The following is a 15,338-nucleotide window of genomic DNA, read 5'->3' as shown; positions in this document are numbered from 1 at the left end:
ATTGTAGGCCTTTACCTATGAAAGAGAAGGAGGGCTTACAATGGCAACATTCCATCCGGAAAAACTAACAACGACGATTGTTCCCCCTGCGACACCTCATTGGCCGATAGATGACCGAAAGTATACGTTGACCCATTCCGATAAAACTGGTCAACTCTTTTTAACAATTGGTCTTTCATATGACGAACAAGCGATTAACCAACAAATGCGCAATGAAGTGTTAGCCAATTGGTCCCGTACGTGTGGTGAGTACGAATTACGCGGACGAGTATATGTAAGCGAAGGAGAATTTGATGAAAATCTCTCCATGATTCGCTACCACATTTTTAAACGGGAACTCCCTCTTGCCTTAGCAGCAATTATCAATGGGGACAACAAGTTTTACACCTACTATCCTTGGCTTTTAGATGTTCCGATATATATTGAATTTATTTCTATTTATCCGGAGTTTCAACAATGTCTTTACCTCGGAACACCTAGACAATATTTACAAAAACGAATCGACTGATGTACAGGGAAGACCTGTACGTTTTTTATTTGGAAAAATGAATAGATTCATCATTTGGACGAACATACTAAAGTTGTGAATAAAGGGGGATGGCTATGTTTTTTAGAAAAAAATCAGTAAAAGCTCCATCATTTGAATACATACAACAGAAGCTCAATCATTCTCCTGATCTTATTTGTCGTGAGATATCAATAGACGATCAAATCATTCAGCTTATTTTTATGAATCCTATTGTTAATGAGGATACGGTGCAACGAGTTATTATCCCTTTTTTTAATAAACTTTCTCGGGAACAGATAAATATCTCATATATTCAAACTAATATACCAATTAAGGATATAAAACCAGTAAACGAAAATGTTATTGAATTACTTTTATCAGGTTTTTTGTATGTTTACTTAAAAAATACAAATGAAGGATTATTACTAGAAATCTCCGATGGTAAGGAACGTTCGTTAGAAAAAGCAGAAACCGAATCATTAGTATTAGGTCCAAAAATTGCATTTACTGAATCATTAAATACGAACTTAAATATGATTCGAAAATTGATTCGTGATGAACGGTTAATTACAGAGGAACTTACGATTGGAACACGTTCTAAAAGAAAAGTAAGGATTGTTTATCTTAAAGATATTGCTGATGAAGATAACGTTGAAACGGTAAAGCAACGGCTACAAGACATACATGTTGAAGATGTAATGGATAGTTCCGTATTGGCACAAATGATTGATGATAATTCTTTATCTATTTTTCCGCAATATTTATTAACGCAATTGCCTGATCGTTTCGTTTATTCTATTTGCTCAGGAAGGATTGGCATCATCGTTGATCAAAGTCCAACTGCGATCATTTGTCCTTCTACGTTCTTAAGTTTTTTTGAATCCACCGAAGACATTTATATGAGATGGTTTTTAAGTTCTAGCTTACGTATGATGCGATTTATTGGTATGGTAATCTCTGTTTTTTTTACCCCCATTTATGTGGCAGCAGTAACGTTTCATAATGAAGTAATTCCTTCTAATTTATTAATTACCCTTGGCCAATCTAGAGTAGTCGTTCCTTTCCCCCCCTTATTGGAAGCTCTGCTTTTAGAAGTGATGATTGACCTTTTACGGGAAGCCGGTGCAAGACTTCCATCAAAAGTAGGGCAAACGATGGGGATTGTTGGAGGAATTGTTTTAGGACAAGCTACGGTTGAAGCAGGTTTAACAAGTAACATTTTAATTATTGTCGTCTCATTAAGTGCATTAGCCAACTTTACGTCACCTACCTATGAAATGGGGACAGCGCTCCGTATCTTACGATTTCCATTTTTGATTGCAGCAGGTTTTTGGGGATTTAACGGGATTATGTTGTGCTTTATTTTTTTATTAACTCATTTATTGAAATTAACATCTCTTGGAAGACCATATTTGTCACCGCTTTATCCATTTCGAAAAGATGATTTGAAATATTTTCTTTTCCGTTTACCGATTCCATATTATTACAAACGCGCTATTTCTAATCGACCATCTGACTGTTATCGCTGGTCAAAAATGAACAGAACTTGGGACGTTGATGAGGAGTAGGAGGGAGCTGTTTGGCCAAAAAAAAACATTCCGTCAATCACATAAACGCATTTTTAGTTTTTTATATTGTCCATACAACCCAAATGGGTATAGGAATTATTGGTGTTCCACGTATTCTCTATACAGAAACGAAACAAGACAGTTGGTTTGTCGTTCTTATTACAGGGATGATCATCTCTATATTAGTTTATGTAATTACTAAAACAAGCCGATATTTTCAAAATAAAGACTTATTTGATATTCACCTTCAATTAGCAGGGCCAATTGGAGGACGTTTATTAAATGTCATTTTCATCTGTTATTTTATTGGTGGTTATTATGCTGTCATGATGGGCTATATTGAAATATCAGCAACATGGGGGTATGAGGGATTATATGAATGGGTATGGGCTCTTGCATTAATTTTAGTAAGTATATATACCGTATTAGGAGGAATACGTATTATCGCAGGCATATGTTTTATCACATTTTTTATAACCGTATGGATTATATGTTCGATGATACCAGCCCTGGATCACATCATTTTAGATCGTATGAAACCAATTTTCCAAGCGTCTATACCTGAGTTGGCTAGAGGGGTATATCGATCAAGTTTTACCATGATTGGCTTTGAAGTTCTGTATTTTATTTATCCTTATATAAAAGAAAAACAAAAGATCTTTATGTACTCATTACTTGCTAACGGTTTTACAACATTTTTTGTATGTGCGTTTACTTTGTTAGCTATTCTGTATTTTAGCGGCGCGCAGCTTGAACGGACGATTTGGGCTGCGTTAAATATCATCAGTATCGTAAAATTACCATTTATAGAGCGGTTTGAATATGTGTTTATTTCCTTATGGATGTTTGTCATATTAACGAACTTATCTATTTTTTTATGGATTGCTTCTAAAGGTATTAAAAAAGTTTTTCAATTTAAACAGAAATATAGTGTATGGATAATTGGTGTCATTGTTTTTGTCATGAGTTTATTTTTAAATGACCGGACGGAACATAATCAGTTTATTGACTATGTAGGAATGAGTGGTTTTTACCTTTGGTTTTGTTACCCGATTATTCTCCTTTTTTGGAGTTGGATCCATGTAAAAAGGACACGAAGAGGGGAGGACAGCACTTGAAAATCTTCCTATTAGTTTTCAGCCTGTTTTTTCTAACAAGTTGTACATTGCCTAATCGACAGCTTGAAAAACAAGGAATCATGACGGTCTCTGGATTTGATCTAAAAGATGGGGAAGGGGTAATTCTAACTGCTTCTTTTCTCCAGTTTGATCCTCATAAGCAAAAATCGTATTATGTAATTTCAGCAGAAGGAATAACGAGTAAAGATGCCAGGCAAGAAATGGAGAAAAAAACAAGTCATCATGTTTCATCCGGTCAATTGCGGGCGATTCTTTTTCAAAAAAAGCTTGCTGAAGAACAAGGGCTCATGTATTTACTCGATACGGTCCAACGTGATAGTAATATTGGGAGCTTAGTTCATGTGTTGATTGCAGAAGATTCAGCAGAAAACATCATTAATGCTAGTGAATTTGAGGATGCTCAAGATGTTGGAACATATATATACCGTATGATGGAAAAAATGAGAATAGATGAGTCCTTAACAAATACAAATCTTCATGACTTTATGTCTATTCTATACGAAGTAGGAATTGATCCTGCTGTTCCGGTTATTAAATATAAAGAAGGGGACCCGCCATTCATTGATAAGACAGCAGTGTTTAGAAAAGATAAAGTCGTTGGGACAATTAGTCTAGATGAAACCATGTATATAAAATATTTACGAGTAAGCCATGATGGGTACGGAATGAAAACCATTGCGATTCCAATCGAAAAAATTGTTGATAAAGAAGAGATGAAGAAATATAACCACGATACTATACGAGTAAGCTTTTTACCGTCAGATTCTTTTTCAAAAATTGAAGTATTAGATAAACACCATTTTCTTTTGGAATTCGATATAAAAGGGAACATATATGAAATATCAGTAGAAATCCCATTAGATGCTAAAAAAATCAAAAAACTTGAAAAAGAAATCAATAAAGCAATGGAAAAGGAACTAAATGAATTATTAGCAAAGTTACAAAAATTGGGCTCTGATCCGTTTGGATTTGGTCGAAAATTAAAGTCAAAAAGGGAATACGCTAACTTGACAGAAAAAGAATGGTATAAAATGTATCCAAAAATAAGAATTGATACGGACATTAACGTTACGATTAAACAATATGGAACCGTGGATTGATGAAACGAATGGATGTAAAAAGTTTAATTATCAAAAAATATTCTCAAATTAAACTATATTTAGGAGGTGATTTGTTAACTTATATTTGATTATTTATTTTGTAAATCAAGCTAGCTCAAGCGGTTATCGAAGTTCGAACAAGTAAATCGAATATTTTATTTTGATTAAAATTCAATTCAATTTTTTGTTTCGTCTCAAAACTTTAAGTATACTTTACATTTGAGACAGAATATTTCTTTTCTTATTCGACTTCCTATAATATATATTATGTAAACTAAAATCTAAAATATATAAAGCAGTTATTCGCTACTTAACTGCCCTTTCTTTAATTTTATAAAATTCTTCGTTAAATGATTTGTCACGTTTTAACCATGTATAATACGTTCCTAATGTAATTCCAGCAGTTCCACACGCTTGATGAATGCAATAATTTTATTAATCAAAAGCTTTTTTCTTTCGGCAACAGCATGTTTTGTCTTTAATTTCGCGTTTTGCGATGTTTATGTATCCAAAGTTTGATCCGGGAACGCTTCAAATTTGCGTTTTAAGTACAATCCTTTATCATGATAAATCCAGTCATAAAATTCCTTTATGGTTTTTCGGCTGCTCATATATAAACGAATATGATTTTCTTTTCTTTTTTAGTTAAGTTAACTTTAAATCCACATGTTTTTACATGATTCTCCAATGCAACCATAAAATCTAGAGATCTACCAACAAAACTGACTACATAGCCACGAGGATTAATATTTCCATCGCCAGCAAAATATCCTCTTATAAAATGACTTAAATACATATCCTCTTGATTTTTTAGATTTGATGCATTAATATTCAATTCCTGAATTATAACATCGTGTTTTTCTGTAAGAAAATTCGAAAGGATGAATTGTTATTCTAAATCATCGTAATAATTAAGAAGTTATTCAGTGATATTACCCATATTTTCGTTTCTTATATAGAATCGTTTACAATGATTAGTACACTATAGAATAACGTTTCCTGTCTTGTGTATGATAAATAAGCCTTTGAATTCTCATATTCGGAACAACAACCATAGATAAGAAAATAACATCGTGTTCATCCTCTTGGAAGGAGTATGAGTCACCGTAAATAATTTTTCGATTAATCATTTCTTCTTCGTCAATTTTTTCACGAAGGAGATTTTCGATTAACTTCAATTGATGAATTTCTTAAAGTAAGTGGAAAAAATTATTCCGAAAATACGATTACTTGGTTATGCATATTCAAGATATAAACTGAATTGTCCATACAATCCCTTTTCTTCTTGATATATGTCTTCTGTGATTTAAAATAAAGATGCATCAATTGTAAAAAGTTGAACCGTTTTTAATGAATAGGCTGTGTTAAATGTTATTGTTGATAATTAGATAAAAAACAAGGGAAACACCTAAATTTTTGAAGGCTTTCCTATCCTTATAAAAGTAACACACCTGTTTGTTGTAGAATCTAAATTTCTGTGGAATGTGATTTAATAACTTCTGCACCAAACTCTAGGCATTCACTGCATATAGAAACTCCTGGTCCCATAGCTAATTCCTCGACTTCTTCTTTACTTCTGCGACAAAAAGAACAAGTTTCAACGTGTTGTGTATTGCTAATATTATTTGGAATTGAAGATTTCTCTATGGAACTGTACATCTCATCAATTACTTTCGGCTCAATATAATCGAAGTCACCTTTTAATTTCACTGCAATAGTTGTATAAGCAATAGCCATTCCTTCATAAAAACGTTGTCTTTCTAATTGGTCACTACTTTTTGATTTTTCTTCACATAATGAGCTTAGTTTCTCTAATTCCAAGATAATATCTTCAATTTTTGCACCTCGAAAGGTTTTTTTGCGAAAATCTTGCTCCATTATTTACACCTCCTATTTTATATGTGCACATTTGTATACATATTTAGTGAGGTATATTCTTCAATCCTATAAAATATACTTGCTTTTTTAAAAATTATTTTTGGATTAACTGGCTTCTTAGTATTAAGAACTAAACATTGAACTTTGACAGACGTCCACTATCATAAGTGTCCGACATTTCAAATGAAAATGTTGTTAATAGAAATTCTTTAAGTTTCGCATTTCGCAGCAAATATTATGGCTTGTAATTAATGCCTATGCCAAACCAAATCATTCCTATACAAGAAACTATAACGATGAAGTGAAGGATACCCCCTAAATATGAATAGAATCGATCTTCTTTTTTGAGGCCAAGCAAGCATATGAGCATTCCGAACAATGAAATCCAAATGTAACTAATATCAAAAACAGGGATCTCCGCTATAATTTGTACATTTAACAAAATAAGCAAAAATATAGCCACCAATGTATTTAGCATATTGATTTTTACCATTATCATTTTTGATTATCCCTCCTTTGCTATGGCAAATTGATCTGACCCAATCGAATTACGTTTACTTCCTTCATCTTTTCTAGAGACAAAACATCTTCGGCGGTTCCAGTAATGGCGAATCCATAAATCTTCAATTCTTTATGTTTTTTTACCCATTTTAGTCGCTCGGCCAATTTTAAGTCTTTGTATTCTGTTAGCTGTGTTGCCCATTTTTCGTTTTTGTTCAATAGCTCGAGCCCTTTGACTACTTCTTCGTAATCAGTAAACGAACGATTGAATATAGAGTCTACATGCACTTTTTTGTATGGAAAGCCAATTGCTGGTGTTTGGATGAAATCTAAATCATTCCTCATCTGTTCCTCTACACCTGTGTCTAATGCAAGCCATGTCATATTATATCCCTTGAATTTTTTATTTATTTCTTTTAAGGAATAGGTCCGATCCAAGGAAATATAGATTTCAATCGGCCAATCTCCCGGGAGAGATTTAATTTTTGTTCGTTCGTCAGGTAAAAAGTATTTGGCTTTTGGATGAATAAAGTTGATTCCAATGTGATGAATCGAATACCCAATCGCTCGATAATTCGATTCTTTAGCAAACACATCATTTAAAAATAGTTTGTAAGTATCCTTGCCTATATAACTTTTTTTATCATCAATCAATTTATATTTGTCGGTCGTGACTGTCATGGTAAAGGGCTTGATCTCAACATCCAGAGTATCGTAATCTACATACACGTTTGGTACTGTCATTTCACTCACCGTTCGAATGGTTTCAATAAATTCGTTCCCTCTGTTATGCTCTCGCCCCCAGCCGTAATAAACAAAAGTAAACATGGTCAATAGCGGAACAATAACGAGTATAAAAGATAGAACAAGCAGCATATTTCTAAAAAAGAATTTTTGTTGGGCCTTTTTTATCATTTTTGCGAGATCGGCATCCTTCATCCCTTCATCATGAAGGGTTTCATTGAGAAATTCATTGTATACGTCAAAACTTTCTAGAAGCTCCTCTATTTTCTGTTCGTCCTCTTTGCGTAGTGTGCCATTTTGATATTTCTGCAATAATTGTTTTAACTCGTCTTTTCTCATCCCTTCACCTCATTGCGTAATCGTTTTTCTAATTCCCGCCTGCCCCGAAACACAAGGCTTTTTAAATAAGGGAGTTTTACGTTTAACAGCTCGGCCGCTTCTTTGTAGCTAAATCCTTTTAAATCGACGAGAATAATGGCTTTTTGATACAGTTCTTTCATAGTGGCCAAATGTTTATAAATCAATTCCATTTCATATTTCTGCAGGAACGCATTTTCCGTTTCTAATAATGGATCTAGCTTTAACGACGCAAAGAAATCATCCACCTGTACAAGCTGCATCTTTTTAGTTTTTCTACAGTGGTCGATGAAGGTGTTATAGGCTATCCGGTAAAGCCATGATTTTATTTGTGCTACCTCGTTTATGCTGCTTACATGTAAATAAACCTTATAAAACGTTTCCTGCAGGAGATCCTCCGCCAAATGATAATCATTGGTTAATCCGTATAGATAGCGAAAAAGGGATTTCGAATATAAGCGCATAAGTATATCGAATTCAAACTTATTGGCAATGGTTTCCACCCTCCTTCCGCTATAAAAGACGCATAAAAAACAAAAATGTTTCTGTTTTTCAAAAGATTTTTTAAAAAAATATACACTCATTACAAAGATCATCGAACATCATTTTGAAAAAACATGAATAAGTACTTTGATTACTTCTCATGTACAACGTTATCGCTAGACTTTTATGTGGAAGTGTCTTATTAGCCCCTAATGGATTTGGACACTGGTTAAGGTTGTTTTTTATTATTGAAGTGTTCAAATGAAGGGAGCTTATAATTCATATGAAACGAAGACTGCATTCGAGAGATTTTAAGCCACAATTGGTAAAGGAAGCATTAGAAATTGGCAATCAAGCGTTATCCTACTCTTGGAGCAACGACATTGTAGAAGGACAAGTCAAATGTTTAAAGGTCATCAAACGTCAAATATATGGGGGAGTCAAGTTAGATTTACTAAAAAAAAATCTTTTACCAATTCGCTTAATACTTTTCTAAAAAATATTATTTAAACACATGATACCCTTAATATCTTCATCAAAATTTTGGGAGATGCAATTTTAAATCGTTGTTGACAATAATCTGCAAACATTATGTATAAAGCATTCTGACTGTTTTTTTGCCTAATCTAAACCTGGTGTTATGTCAAGAAAACGGTCACGTTAAACAGAGATAAATAGCTGAACTTAGTTAGGCAGCTGCTTTTCTCTCGTTAGCGTAGTAAGCAGCCTCAAATTCACATGGGGATACATAGCCAAGAGCGGAATGACTTCTTTTCCCGTTGTAGAAGCATTCTATGTACTTGAAAATCGCTTGTTTCGCTTCTTTTCGCGTACGGAATCGATTCAGATAAATGCACTCTTTATTGATGAGGCTATGAAACGAATCGATACAAGCGTTGTCGTAACAGTTTCCACGTCTCTACATGTTCACTTGAAAATGATGTTCCTGTAAAAGTTGCTGGTAGTCATTCGAAGCATATTGACTTCCACGATCTGAATGATGAATCACTCGTTCCATTGGTTTTTCGCTGTTTAAAGCCCGTTGTAACGCTTCGATGACTAACTCTTTTGTCATTCGTGTATCGATATACCATCCTACAATCTTACGAATATATAAATCCATGATACTCGCTAAATACAACCAGCCTTCATCGGTAGGAATGTACGTAATATCCGCCATCCTTACTTCATTCGGAGCCGTTGCTTGGAAGGGTTGTTTCAATAGATTGTCATATACGTTGTAAGGATGGTTACTGTTCGTAGTGGCTTTGAATTTACGGACGGTAATGGATCTCATGCCTTCTTCGCTCATGATGCGAGCGACCGTCTTTTGAGACACACGAATCCCTTGTTTGCGTAGTTCTTGCGTAATTTTTGGGCTTCCGTAAATCTTACGGGACTTTAGATACTCCTTTCGAATCTGTTGAGTGAGTTGTTTTTTTTGTTCTTTCTGTTTACTTTTCGCACGCTTGAGCCAGTCGTAATACCCACTTCTTGGTGGCTTGATGACACTTAGAAGGTTGAAAAAATTGTCCCTGCATGCAATACTTACTTTTTCCTCCATGAACTTAAAGAAATTGGCATGTTGGACTTGGTCAAAGGCAAGTCCAACATAAATTCCCTCAGGAAATGGAAGGTAAATTATAAAAAAGACAACCTACTCGCAAATCAAAGATTTGAAGTAGGTTTGGTCGACAGTCTGTTATAAGTTGTTTTTAAGTATATATCCTTCTTTCCATGTTCCGATGTAGAGATGCTGATCATCAGAACTAAATTCTCCAAAGCAAGCATATGGGATTTTTTCTGATCTCACAATTGATAAATCGTCATATTTAAGAATGAAAATATATTTACTAAAAGTTAATAAAATGTAGTTACCGTCATTAGACAAGCCAACGTGATAGAAATAACCAATGTCTTTTCCATTCGATATCGATTTCCTATTTATTACCTTGTTAAATTCTTTATTTAATAAAATGATTTCAGTTTCATTAACTAAAATATAGTGCTCAAATATTGGATTATATAAAGCTTTTTCCCATATCATAATTCGCTTGTTGTATATTTCTTCAATTAAACTTTCCTCTACAGGTTCTGATACTTTCACTAATTTGTTCTCATAAAATCCTTTTAAATTAATAAAAGTAAGGGTGAATAAGTGTTTTTTTTCAGAAGAAATATATTGATTGTATTCCAGAATGTTATCTTCGTATTGAAAGTTAGTTAATAATTTTCTTTCTCCTGTTTGTATGTTAATAACCCCAATTTGTGCCTTATCTTCACTTATAACTGGGAGAATAATTTGTCGGTTGTCATTAGTAATGTTTATATCCCCTTCTATTAGTCGAAAGTTTTTTCTTGATCTAAATTCATTTATTTTTTCGAAATTATTAGTATCGTATATATAGATTTGACCATCTGTACTATTTATTAACAAGTGGTTATCATTATTGAAAAATCGTATGTTTGCTGGATAGCTAGGCCTTTTAATTTCTTTAACTATTTCCCAATTATCTTGTCGATAAATGACTGTTTTTCTTTCCATGGTGTGACATAAAAAATGATTATTTTTGGAACATCTAATCTGATGAGAGGTTTTAAGTTTTTTTATTATTTCCATTTGTAGGAGCATAACAACCATCCCTCATGTTTTATCATTACGGGTAAACATTTAGCACAAATGTCATCATTCATACTAAAGTCTACCCGCAATTAATCTTAATTATTCTTTATTAAAATGGAGCGAGTTTACTTCTAACCGAAAGCCAGGTTTTTATAAATTTAAGGGAAGCTTTAACCCTTTTTTTATTTCTTGTATAACTTTAACACTGTTTACTGCATGAAAGTATTGTTTTCTGTGAAGTCTCCTATGAAATCCCGTTTTTAAATTTACCAGGTTTAAGACTAATCATTTCGTTTGGATATAGTATTTGTCCACTCTGACCTATTTCTTCTAAATCGTATTTCTCTAGATCAGATATTTCTAAAGTCGTAATACCCATATCACTCATGAAATAAAAAACTGCATTCACATAAGCATTTTCTGTCAATAAATATTCATCCATAGTTAAATTGATTCCATCAACATCTGAAAAAGATGTCCATTCATCTTTAAGATAAACATCTTTTTCACTACGATATAGAGGATTGTATTTGGTTACTCTCCAATAATACACTTAATCACCAATCCTTTTTAAGCTAGCATCATATGTTCCAAGTCTTGTTTTTTTACTTCCTAAATTCTTTACTGATGTTGCCATTTTCCATACACCACCACTATGAGAGTCAACATCAGGAGTGATATACCTATTACCCTTTTTAAACACTGGTTGACCATGAGATTTATAACTTGTCTTTTTATATCCCAAACTATATGCTAAAGCAGTTGCTTGAGCAGTAGTCATTCTAACTTTTTTCGAAGTTCTGGCAAGTTTTAAATATTTGCTTATTTTACCAACTTTTATATAATTACCAGCAACCGCCCAGGCAACAGCAGACCATAGTTTGTATCCTCTTTTCCCTTCTGCTTTAATTATTAGTTTCCTAATAAATACATTATAATAGTTACTAATATCCTATACGTCTTAGTAGCCATTTGCTGTTTATTGTTGATGAAAATTATAAAATTGGACATCTTTTTCAAACTCATCCTGTGCGTACAAGATAACTCAAAAAATTATCATGCAAGGGGGTCGTGGGTTATATGTTTAGGTTGTAACACAAGCGGTTTATTCGGCATTACGTCTATGTAAAAAGCCTTAAAGAGAATTTATCTCCTAAGGCTTTTTGTAACAATATAAAGTTATGGTTCAATTTTTACTTAATTCTTTGAGAACTTCTTTTGCTTTTTTTTCAACATCATTTGCATTAAAGTAACAATTATATTTTTTAAGGTCTTCTTCAAAAGGTGAAAATCGACTAGTTATTTCTGATAACTCACCAAATAATTTAAGTTCCTTAGTACTTAAACTATCATAGTCTACATGTAAATTATAAATTACAGTAAAATCATTTGAAAAAGTCTCAGTATCAATTTGTTTATTTAAGTAATCCTGTATCAATTGATATAACTTCTTTGAATAATCAATATCCAAGCATTTTCCCTCCTTTATTTAGGAATAGCCTTTAATGGCCCCATTGCTTTCCTAGCATACTCAAAATGCAAGATTGTATTTGTTTTCTTATCATATAGAACTTCTAAGTTGTACTTCTTACCATTTCTATACATTATAGTATAGTACATTCGTGCATTTGAACCTCTAGGGTCTTTATAACCTTTACCCTTTATCGCTTGTTGTAGGATTTGTATTGGAACTCTTCTGTCTGGATTATCCATATGCTTTGCAGTAGTTTTAGTAAAGTTCAATCCACCTTTTGTAACTTTACCCGTACCCTTAGCAATTCTTAAATACTTATAAACTTTCCCTACTTTAATATAATTCCCCGCCACAGCCCATGCGACTGCTAGTGCTAATTTGTATCCACGCTTCCCTTGTGCTTTTGCCTTTTTATAGGCTTGGTATCCGTCATATGTGGCCATGGCAGCATTAAATACGAGCCATACCCAATTCCCTTCTGGGTCCATATAACGGACGGGGTTTCCATGGGCATACGCATATTGGTTTAATGATTTTGGATCATTTTCATGCCCATAAAATACGCTCTACTAATGCCTTGTTGGTTAACCCAAGCGAATCAATACTGTTTTAAACGAAAATGAGCCAGAGAACTCTTCTCTGACTCATTAAAGACTTGTAAATTTAGTTGTTTACATAATCCTTGAGATTAATTTGATACGTATTTAACAACCGTTCCTGTAAATCAATTAAAAAATGTTCTACAACCTGTACTAATGTATATTCAGGGATTTCCATGTGACATTCAAATTCTTGCCATTGTGAATAAATACGCCATCTGTTATTAGAACATTTAATAAATTCTAAAATAGGTCCATCATTATAATCCATTGTTACATATTTAAAGTCTTCTGTTTTATCTAATTTAATTTTTTGAATCCATTTAGTCAAGCTTATACCTAATTCTAACAACAATATATACTGATCAGAAAAAAACAACTTGTCGTTTACATAAATATCCAATCTCCCTTCTATATCCACGATTAATTTGTAGTCACAACTTGCAATTAATTCTTTTTCTATTTTTTTATTTGAATCTATATCGAAGATAAATTTTAGTTCTATTTGATTGGATACGCTGTCCATATTTTACCGTTACCTCCTACAACAACTTTAACTCTTGTTTCGCCTTTAGTGCCTATTTTTCGACCTAGATTTGTTATTACCACATAGGAGTTAGGTTGGTTATTAGGTAAAAACTGAGCATTTCTTGATCTTAGAGCAGCGTAAATTATCCTTCTAACCTCTCTTTGACTTGTTGTATTAAATTTTCTATATCTACCACCAGCGTTTGCCAAGTGCTTATTAGAAACAGAAAATTTACCAACATTTCTAGCCGCCTGAAAAGCCACTTTAGAGGCTTTCTTTAAAACGCTACCATTAACTAAGTTTAAATATTTTTAAACTTTCCCTACTTTAATATAATTCCCCGCCACAGCCCATGCGACTGCTAGTGCTAATTTGTATCCACGCTTCCCTTGTGCTTTTGCCTTTTTATAGGCTTGGTATCCGTCATATGTGGCCATGGCTGCATTAAATACGAGCCATACCCAGTTTCCTTCGGGGTCTATATAACGGACTGGGTTTCCATGGGTATACGCATATTGGTTTAATGATTTCGGATCGATGTTGCAAAATTTAATATCTATTTATACTACAATATTTTGTATCAAATGTTACCTCATTATAGTTTTTAATTATAAAAACATCACTTAAGGTTCTACAAAATTTTTCGTAATTCCATTGATTTTTTTTATCTAAAAAATCTATACCATCACCATCATAACCAACTATAATTACTGCATTTTGAACATCTAGAAAAATGTGATTATTATAAACTATAAAACAAGGGAGTTCTCCTAACCAAAAGCTCACAAATTCGTTACTTGTGAAGAATGGGAAAAGAAAATCAATTAAATCAGATGCATCGGTACTATTTAAGCTTGTTATTTTGATCAGGCAATACCCATTTACTACAGAATTAGGTTCGCTCATTATTATTCCGTTATAATCAAAAAAATGAATTTGACTGTTTCTTAGATATAGCCAATTTAAAAGCTTTTCTCCCAACCCTTCACTTATAGAAAAGTCATTCATTTGAATCAATATATATATTGGAAATTGATTCAAATCTAATAAGAATTGAGATAAAAAGCTTATATTTTCTGAAGTTTGGCTAATATAAAATCTATTTTTTATTCCCTCTTCTATAGTATAACGAAAGTGTGTTTGGATTGGACACTTCGTTTTATTTTGTAATTGGACAATATCCATTATTTTTTTTTGTTTGCAGCCGTTACAGATTTTATAATTTTGAACATTTAAGGTATACATAATTCAAAAATTCTCCCCTTTTTATTAAACTAATCTGTAGAGAGGATGTTTAGGAACATAATATCCTCTTTTTACAGACCATCCAAAAACATAATGTATTTTAGGGTTTGGAGCTATATGATAATGAAAAATCCTACCAGGTTGTGGTAGCCCTTTTTTATTTTTAATGGCTGGTAAATGATGATAGTCTAAGGAAAATATTCGGGCATCTTCTCCTTTTTTTCGTTGCTTTTTTAAAACTAATACAATCTGGTCTGAATGAGGATTAACTCTAATATCAAACTCTTTTGTAAATTTATTTAATACACGTTTTGCATAAGTGGCTATTTTTGTTGCTGCTTTTAAGCCCCATTTTTTTAATTGAGGGGCCGCATATCTTATTATCATTCTAGCCGCGGCTATCAGCAATGGATTATGCCCATCATGATCAACGTATATTACTGGATTATTCTTTGTATAAGAATATAAGTTTAAAGATTGCGGATCATCCTCAAACCCATGAAACGAATCTCGTGTGAGGAAACGACCGATATTGGCATCATAATAACGCGCCATCAAATAGTATAGGTCTGTTTCTTCATCGAAATAGT

At 33.0% G+C, this 15,338-nt stretch carries 19 protein-coding genes and 1 pseudogene; 5 read left to right on the top strand and 15 right to left on the bottom strand.

All coding sequences use genetic code 11. From position 1 onward, the window contains the following. Positions 1-40: 40 nt before the first annotated feature. From H0Z31_05400 to H0Z31_05385, 4 genes are all read left to right on the top strand, one after another. Entirely contained in the window at positions 41-508 is a 468-nt protein-coding gene (locus tag H0Z31_05400) for a staygreen family protein (GenBank protein MBO8176879.1), read from the top strand. 95 nt (positions 509-603) lie between these two features. Next, positions 604-2,076, top strand: coding sequence for a spore germination protein (locus tag H0Z31_05395; protein ID MBO8176878.1), 1,473 nt, complete (start codon positions 604-606; stop codon positions 2,074-2,076). A gap of 11 nt (positions 2,077-2,087) precedes the next feature. Next, entirely contained in the window at positions 2,088-3,194 is a 1,107-nt protein-coding gene (locus H0Z31_05390) for a GerAB/ArcD/ProY family transporter (GenBank protein MBO8176877.1), read from the top strand. Further along, complete coding sequence (locus H0Z31_05385) at positions 3,191-4,315, top strand: Ger(x)C family spore germination protein (protein ID MBO8176876.1); 1,125 nt, start codon at positions 3,191-3,193, stop codon at positions 4,313-4,315. The genes H0Z31_05390 and H0Z31_05385 overlap by 4 nt, the downstream gene beginning before the upstream one ends. Before the next feature lie 306 nt (positions 4,316-4,621). Here the strand turns inward: H0Z31_05385 and H0Z31_05380 are convergent. From H0Z31_05380 to H0Z31_05365, 4 genes and pseudogenes are all read right to left on the bottom strand, one after another. After that, positions 4,622-5,111 (bottom strand): annotated as a pseudogene (locus H0Z31_05380) (LAGLIDADG family homing endonuclease). A gap of 671 nt (positions 5,112-5,782) precedes the next feature. After that, on the bottom strand, positions 5,783-6,193 hold the full coding sequence (locus H0Z31_05375; protein ID MBO8176875.1) for a hypothetical protein: 411 nt from the start codon (positions 6,191-6,193) through the stop codon (positions 5,783-5,785). A gap of 519 nt (positions 6,194-6,712) precedes the next feature. Further along, complete coding sequence (locus H0Z31_05370) at positions 6,713-7,777, bottom strand: anti-sigma factor (protein ID MBO8176874.1); 1,065 nt, start codon at positions 7,775-7,777, stop codon at positions 6,713-6,715. Further along, positions 7,774-8,259 carry a sigma-70 family RNA polymerase sigma factor gene (locus tag H0Z31_05365; protein MBO8176873.1) on the bottom strand — a complete coding sequence of 162 codons (486 nt, stop codon included), beginning with the start codon at positions 8,257-8,259 and terminating at the stop codon, positions 7,774-7,776. Before H0Z31_05365 ends, H0Z31_05370 begins: the two co-directional genes overlap by 4 nt. A gap of 302 nt (positions 8,260-8,561) precedes the next feature. Here H0Z31_05365 and H0Z31_05360 point away from each other — a divergent pair, with 302 nt between their 5' ends. Next, positions 8,562-8,774 carry a hypothetical protein gene (locus H0Z31_05360; protein MBO8176872.1) on the top strand — a complete coding sequence of 71 codons (213 nt, stop codon included), beginning with the start codon at positions 8,562-8,564 and terminating at the stop codon, positions 8,772-8,774. A gap of 192 nt (positions 8,775-8,966) precedes the next feature. Here the strand turns inward: H0Z31_05360 and H0Z31_05355 are convergent, their stop codons facing one another. From H0Z31_05355 to H0Z31_05305, 11 genes are all read right to left on the bottom strand, one after another. After that, entirely contained in the window at positions 8,967-9,167 is a 201-nt protein-coding gene (locus H0Z31_05355; GenBank protein MBO8176871.1) for an IS3 family transposase, read from the bottom strand. A gap of 30 nt (positions 9,168-9,197) precedes the next feature. After that, a complete protein-coding gene (locus H0Z31_05350) occupies positions 9,198-9,842 on the bottom strand; it encodes an IS3 family transposase (protein MBO8176870.1) in 645 nt (214 codons plus the stop codon). 138 nt (positions 9,843-9,980) lie between these two features. Continuing rightward, a complete protein-coding gene (locus H0Z31_05345; protein MBO8176869.1) occupies positions 9,981-10,910 on the bottom strand; it encodes a hypothetical protein in 930 nt (309 codons plus the stop codon). A 235-nt stretch (positions 10,911-11,145) separates the two neighbouring features. Then, entirely contained in the window at positions 11,146-11,454 is a 309-nt protein-coding gene (locus H0Z31_05340; protein ID MBO8176868.1) for a hypothetical protein, read from the bottom strand. After that, positions 11,455-11,682, bottom strand: coding sequence for a hypothetical protein (locus H0Z31_05335; GenBank protein ID MBO8176867.1), 228 nt, complete (start codon positions 11,680-11,682; stop codon positions 11,455-11,457). It abuts the gene before it with no gap. A 405-nt stretch (positions 11,683-12,087) separates the two neighbouring features. Continuing rightward, positions 12,088-12,366 carry a hypothetical protein gene (locus H0Z31_05330; GenBank protein ID MBO8176866.1) on the bottom strand — a complete coding sequence of 93 codons (279 nt, stop codon included), beginning with the start codon at positions 12,364-12,366 and terminating at the stop codon, positions 12,088-12,090. Positions 12,367-12,386: 20 nt separating this feature from the next. Beyond that, the gene (locus tag H0Z31_05325; GenBank protein MBO8176865.1) at positions 12,387-12,863 is read right to left on the bottom strand and encodes a hypothetical protein; all 477 of its coding nucleotides are present in this window, start codon (positions 12,861-12,863) and stop codon (positions 12,387-12,389) included. A gap of 175 nt (positions 12,864-13,038) precedes the next feature. After that, positions 13,039-13,500 (bottom strand): hypothetical protein, encoded by a 462-nt coding sequence (locus H0Z31_05320; protein MBO8176864.1) that lies wholly within the window; start codon positions 13,498-13,500, stop codon positions 13,039-13,041. Next, positions 13,476-13,766, bottom strand: coding sequence for a hypothetical protein (locus tag H0Z31_05315; protein ID MBO8176863.1), 291 nt, complete (start codon positions 13,764-13,766; stop codon positions 13,476-13,478). The genes H0Z31_05320 and H0Z31_05315 overlap by 25 nt, the downstream gene beginning before the upstream one ends. A 286-nt stretch (positions 13,767-14,052) precedes the next feature. Beyond that, positions 14,053-14,748 (bottom strand): hypothetical protein, encoded by a 696-nt coding sequence (locus H0Z31_05310; GenBank protein ID MBO8176862.1) that lies wholly within the window; start codon positions 14,746-14,748, stop codon positions 14,053-14,055. 24 nt (positions 14,749-14,772) lie between these two features. Beyond that, on the bottom strand, positions 14,773-15,338 hold a 566-nt coding region (locus H0Z31_05305; GenBank protein MBO8176861.1), incomplete at its 5' end, for an RHS repeat-associated core domain-containing protein.

The sequence above is a fragment of the Bacillus sp. (in: firmicutes) genome (genome assembly GCA_017656295.1).
Classification (GTDB): Bacteria; Bacillota; Bacilli; order Bacillales; family JACDOC01; genus JACDOC01.
The sequence above is the reverse complement of the archived record's forward strand: the minus strand, read 5'-3'. Positions and strand labels throughout refer to the sequence as shown.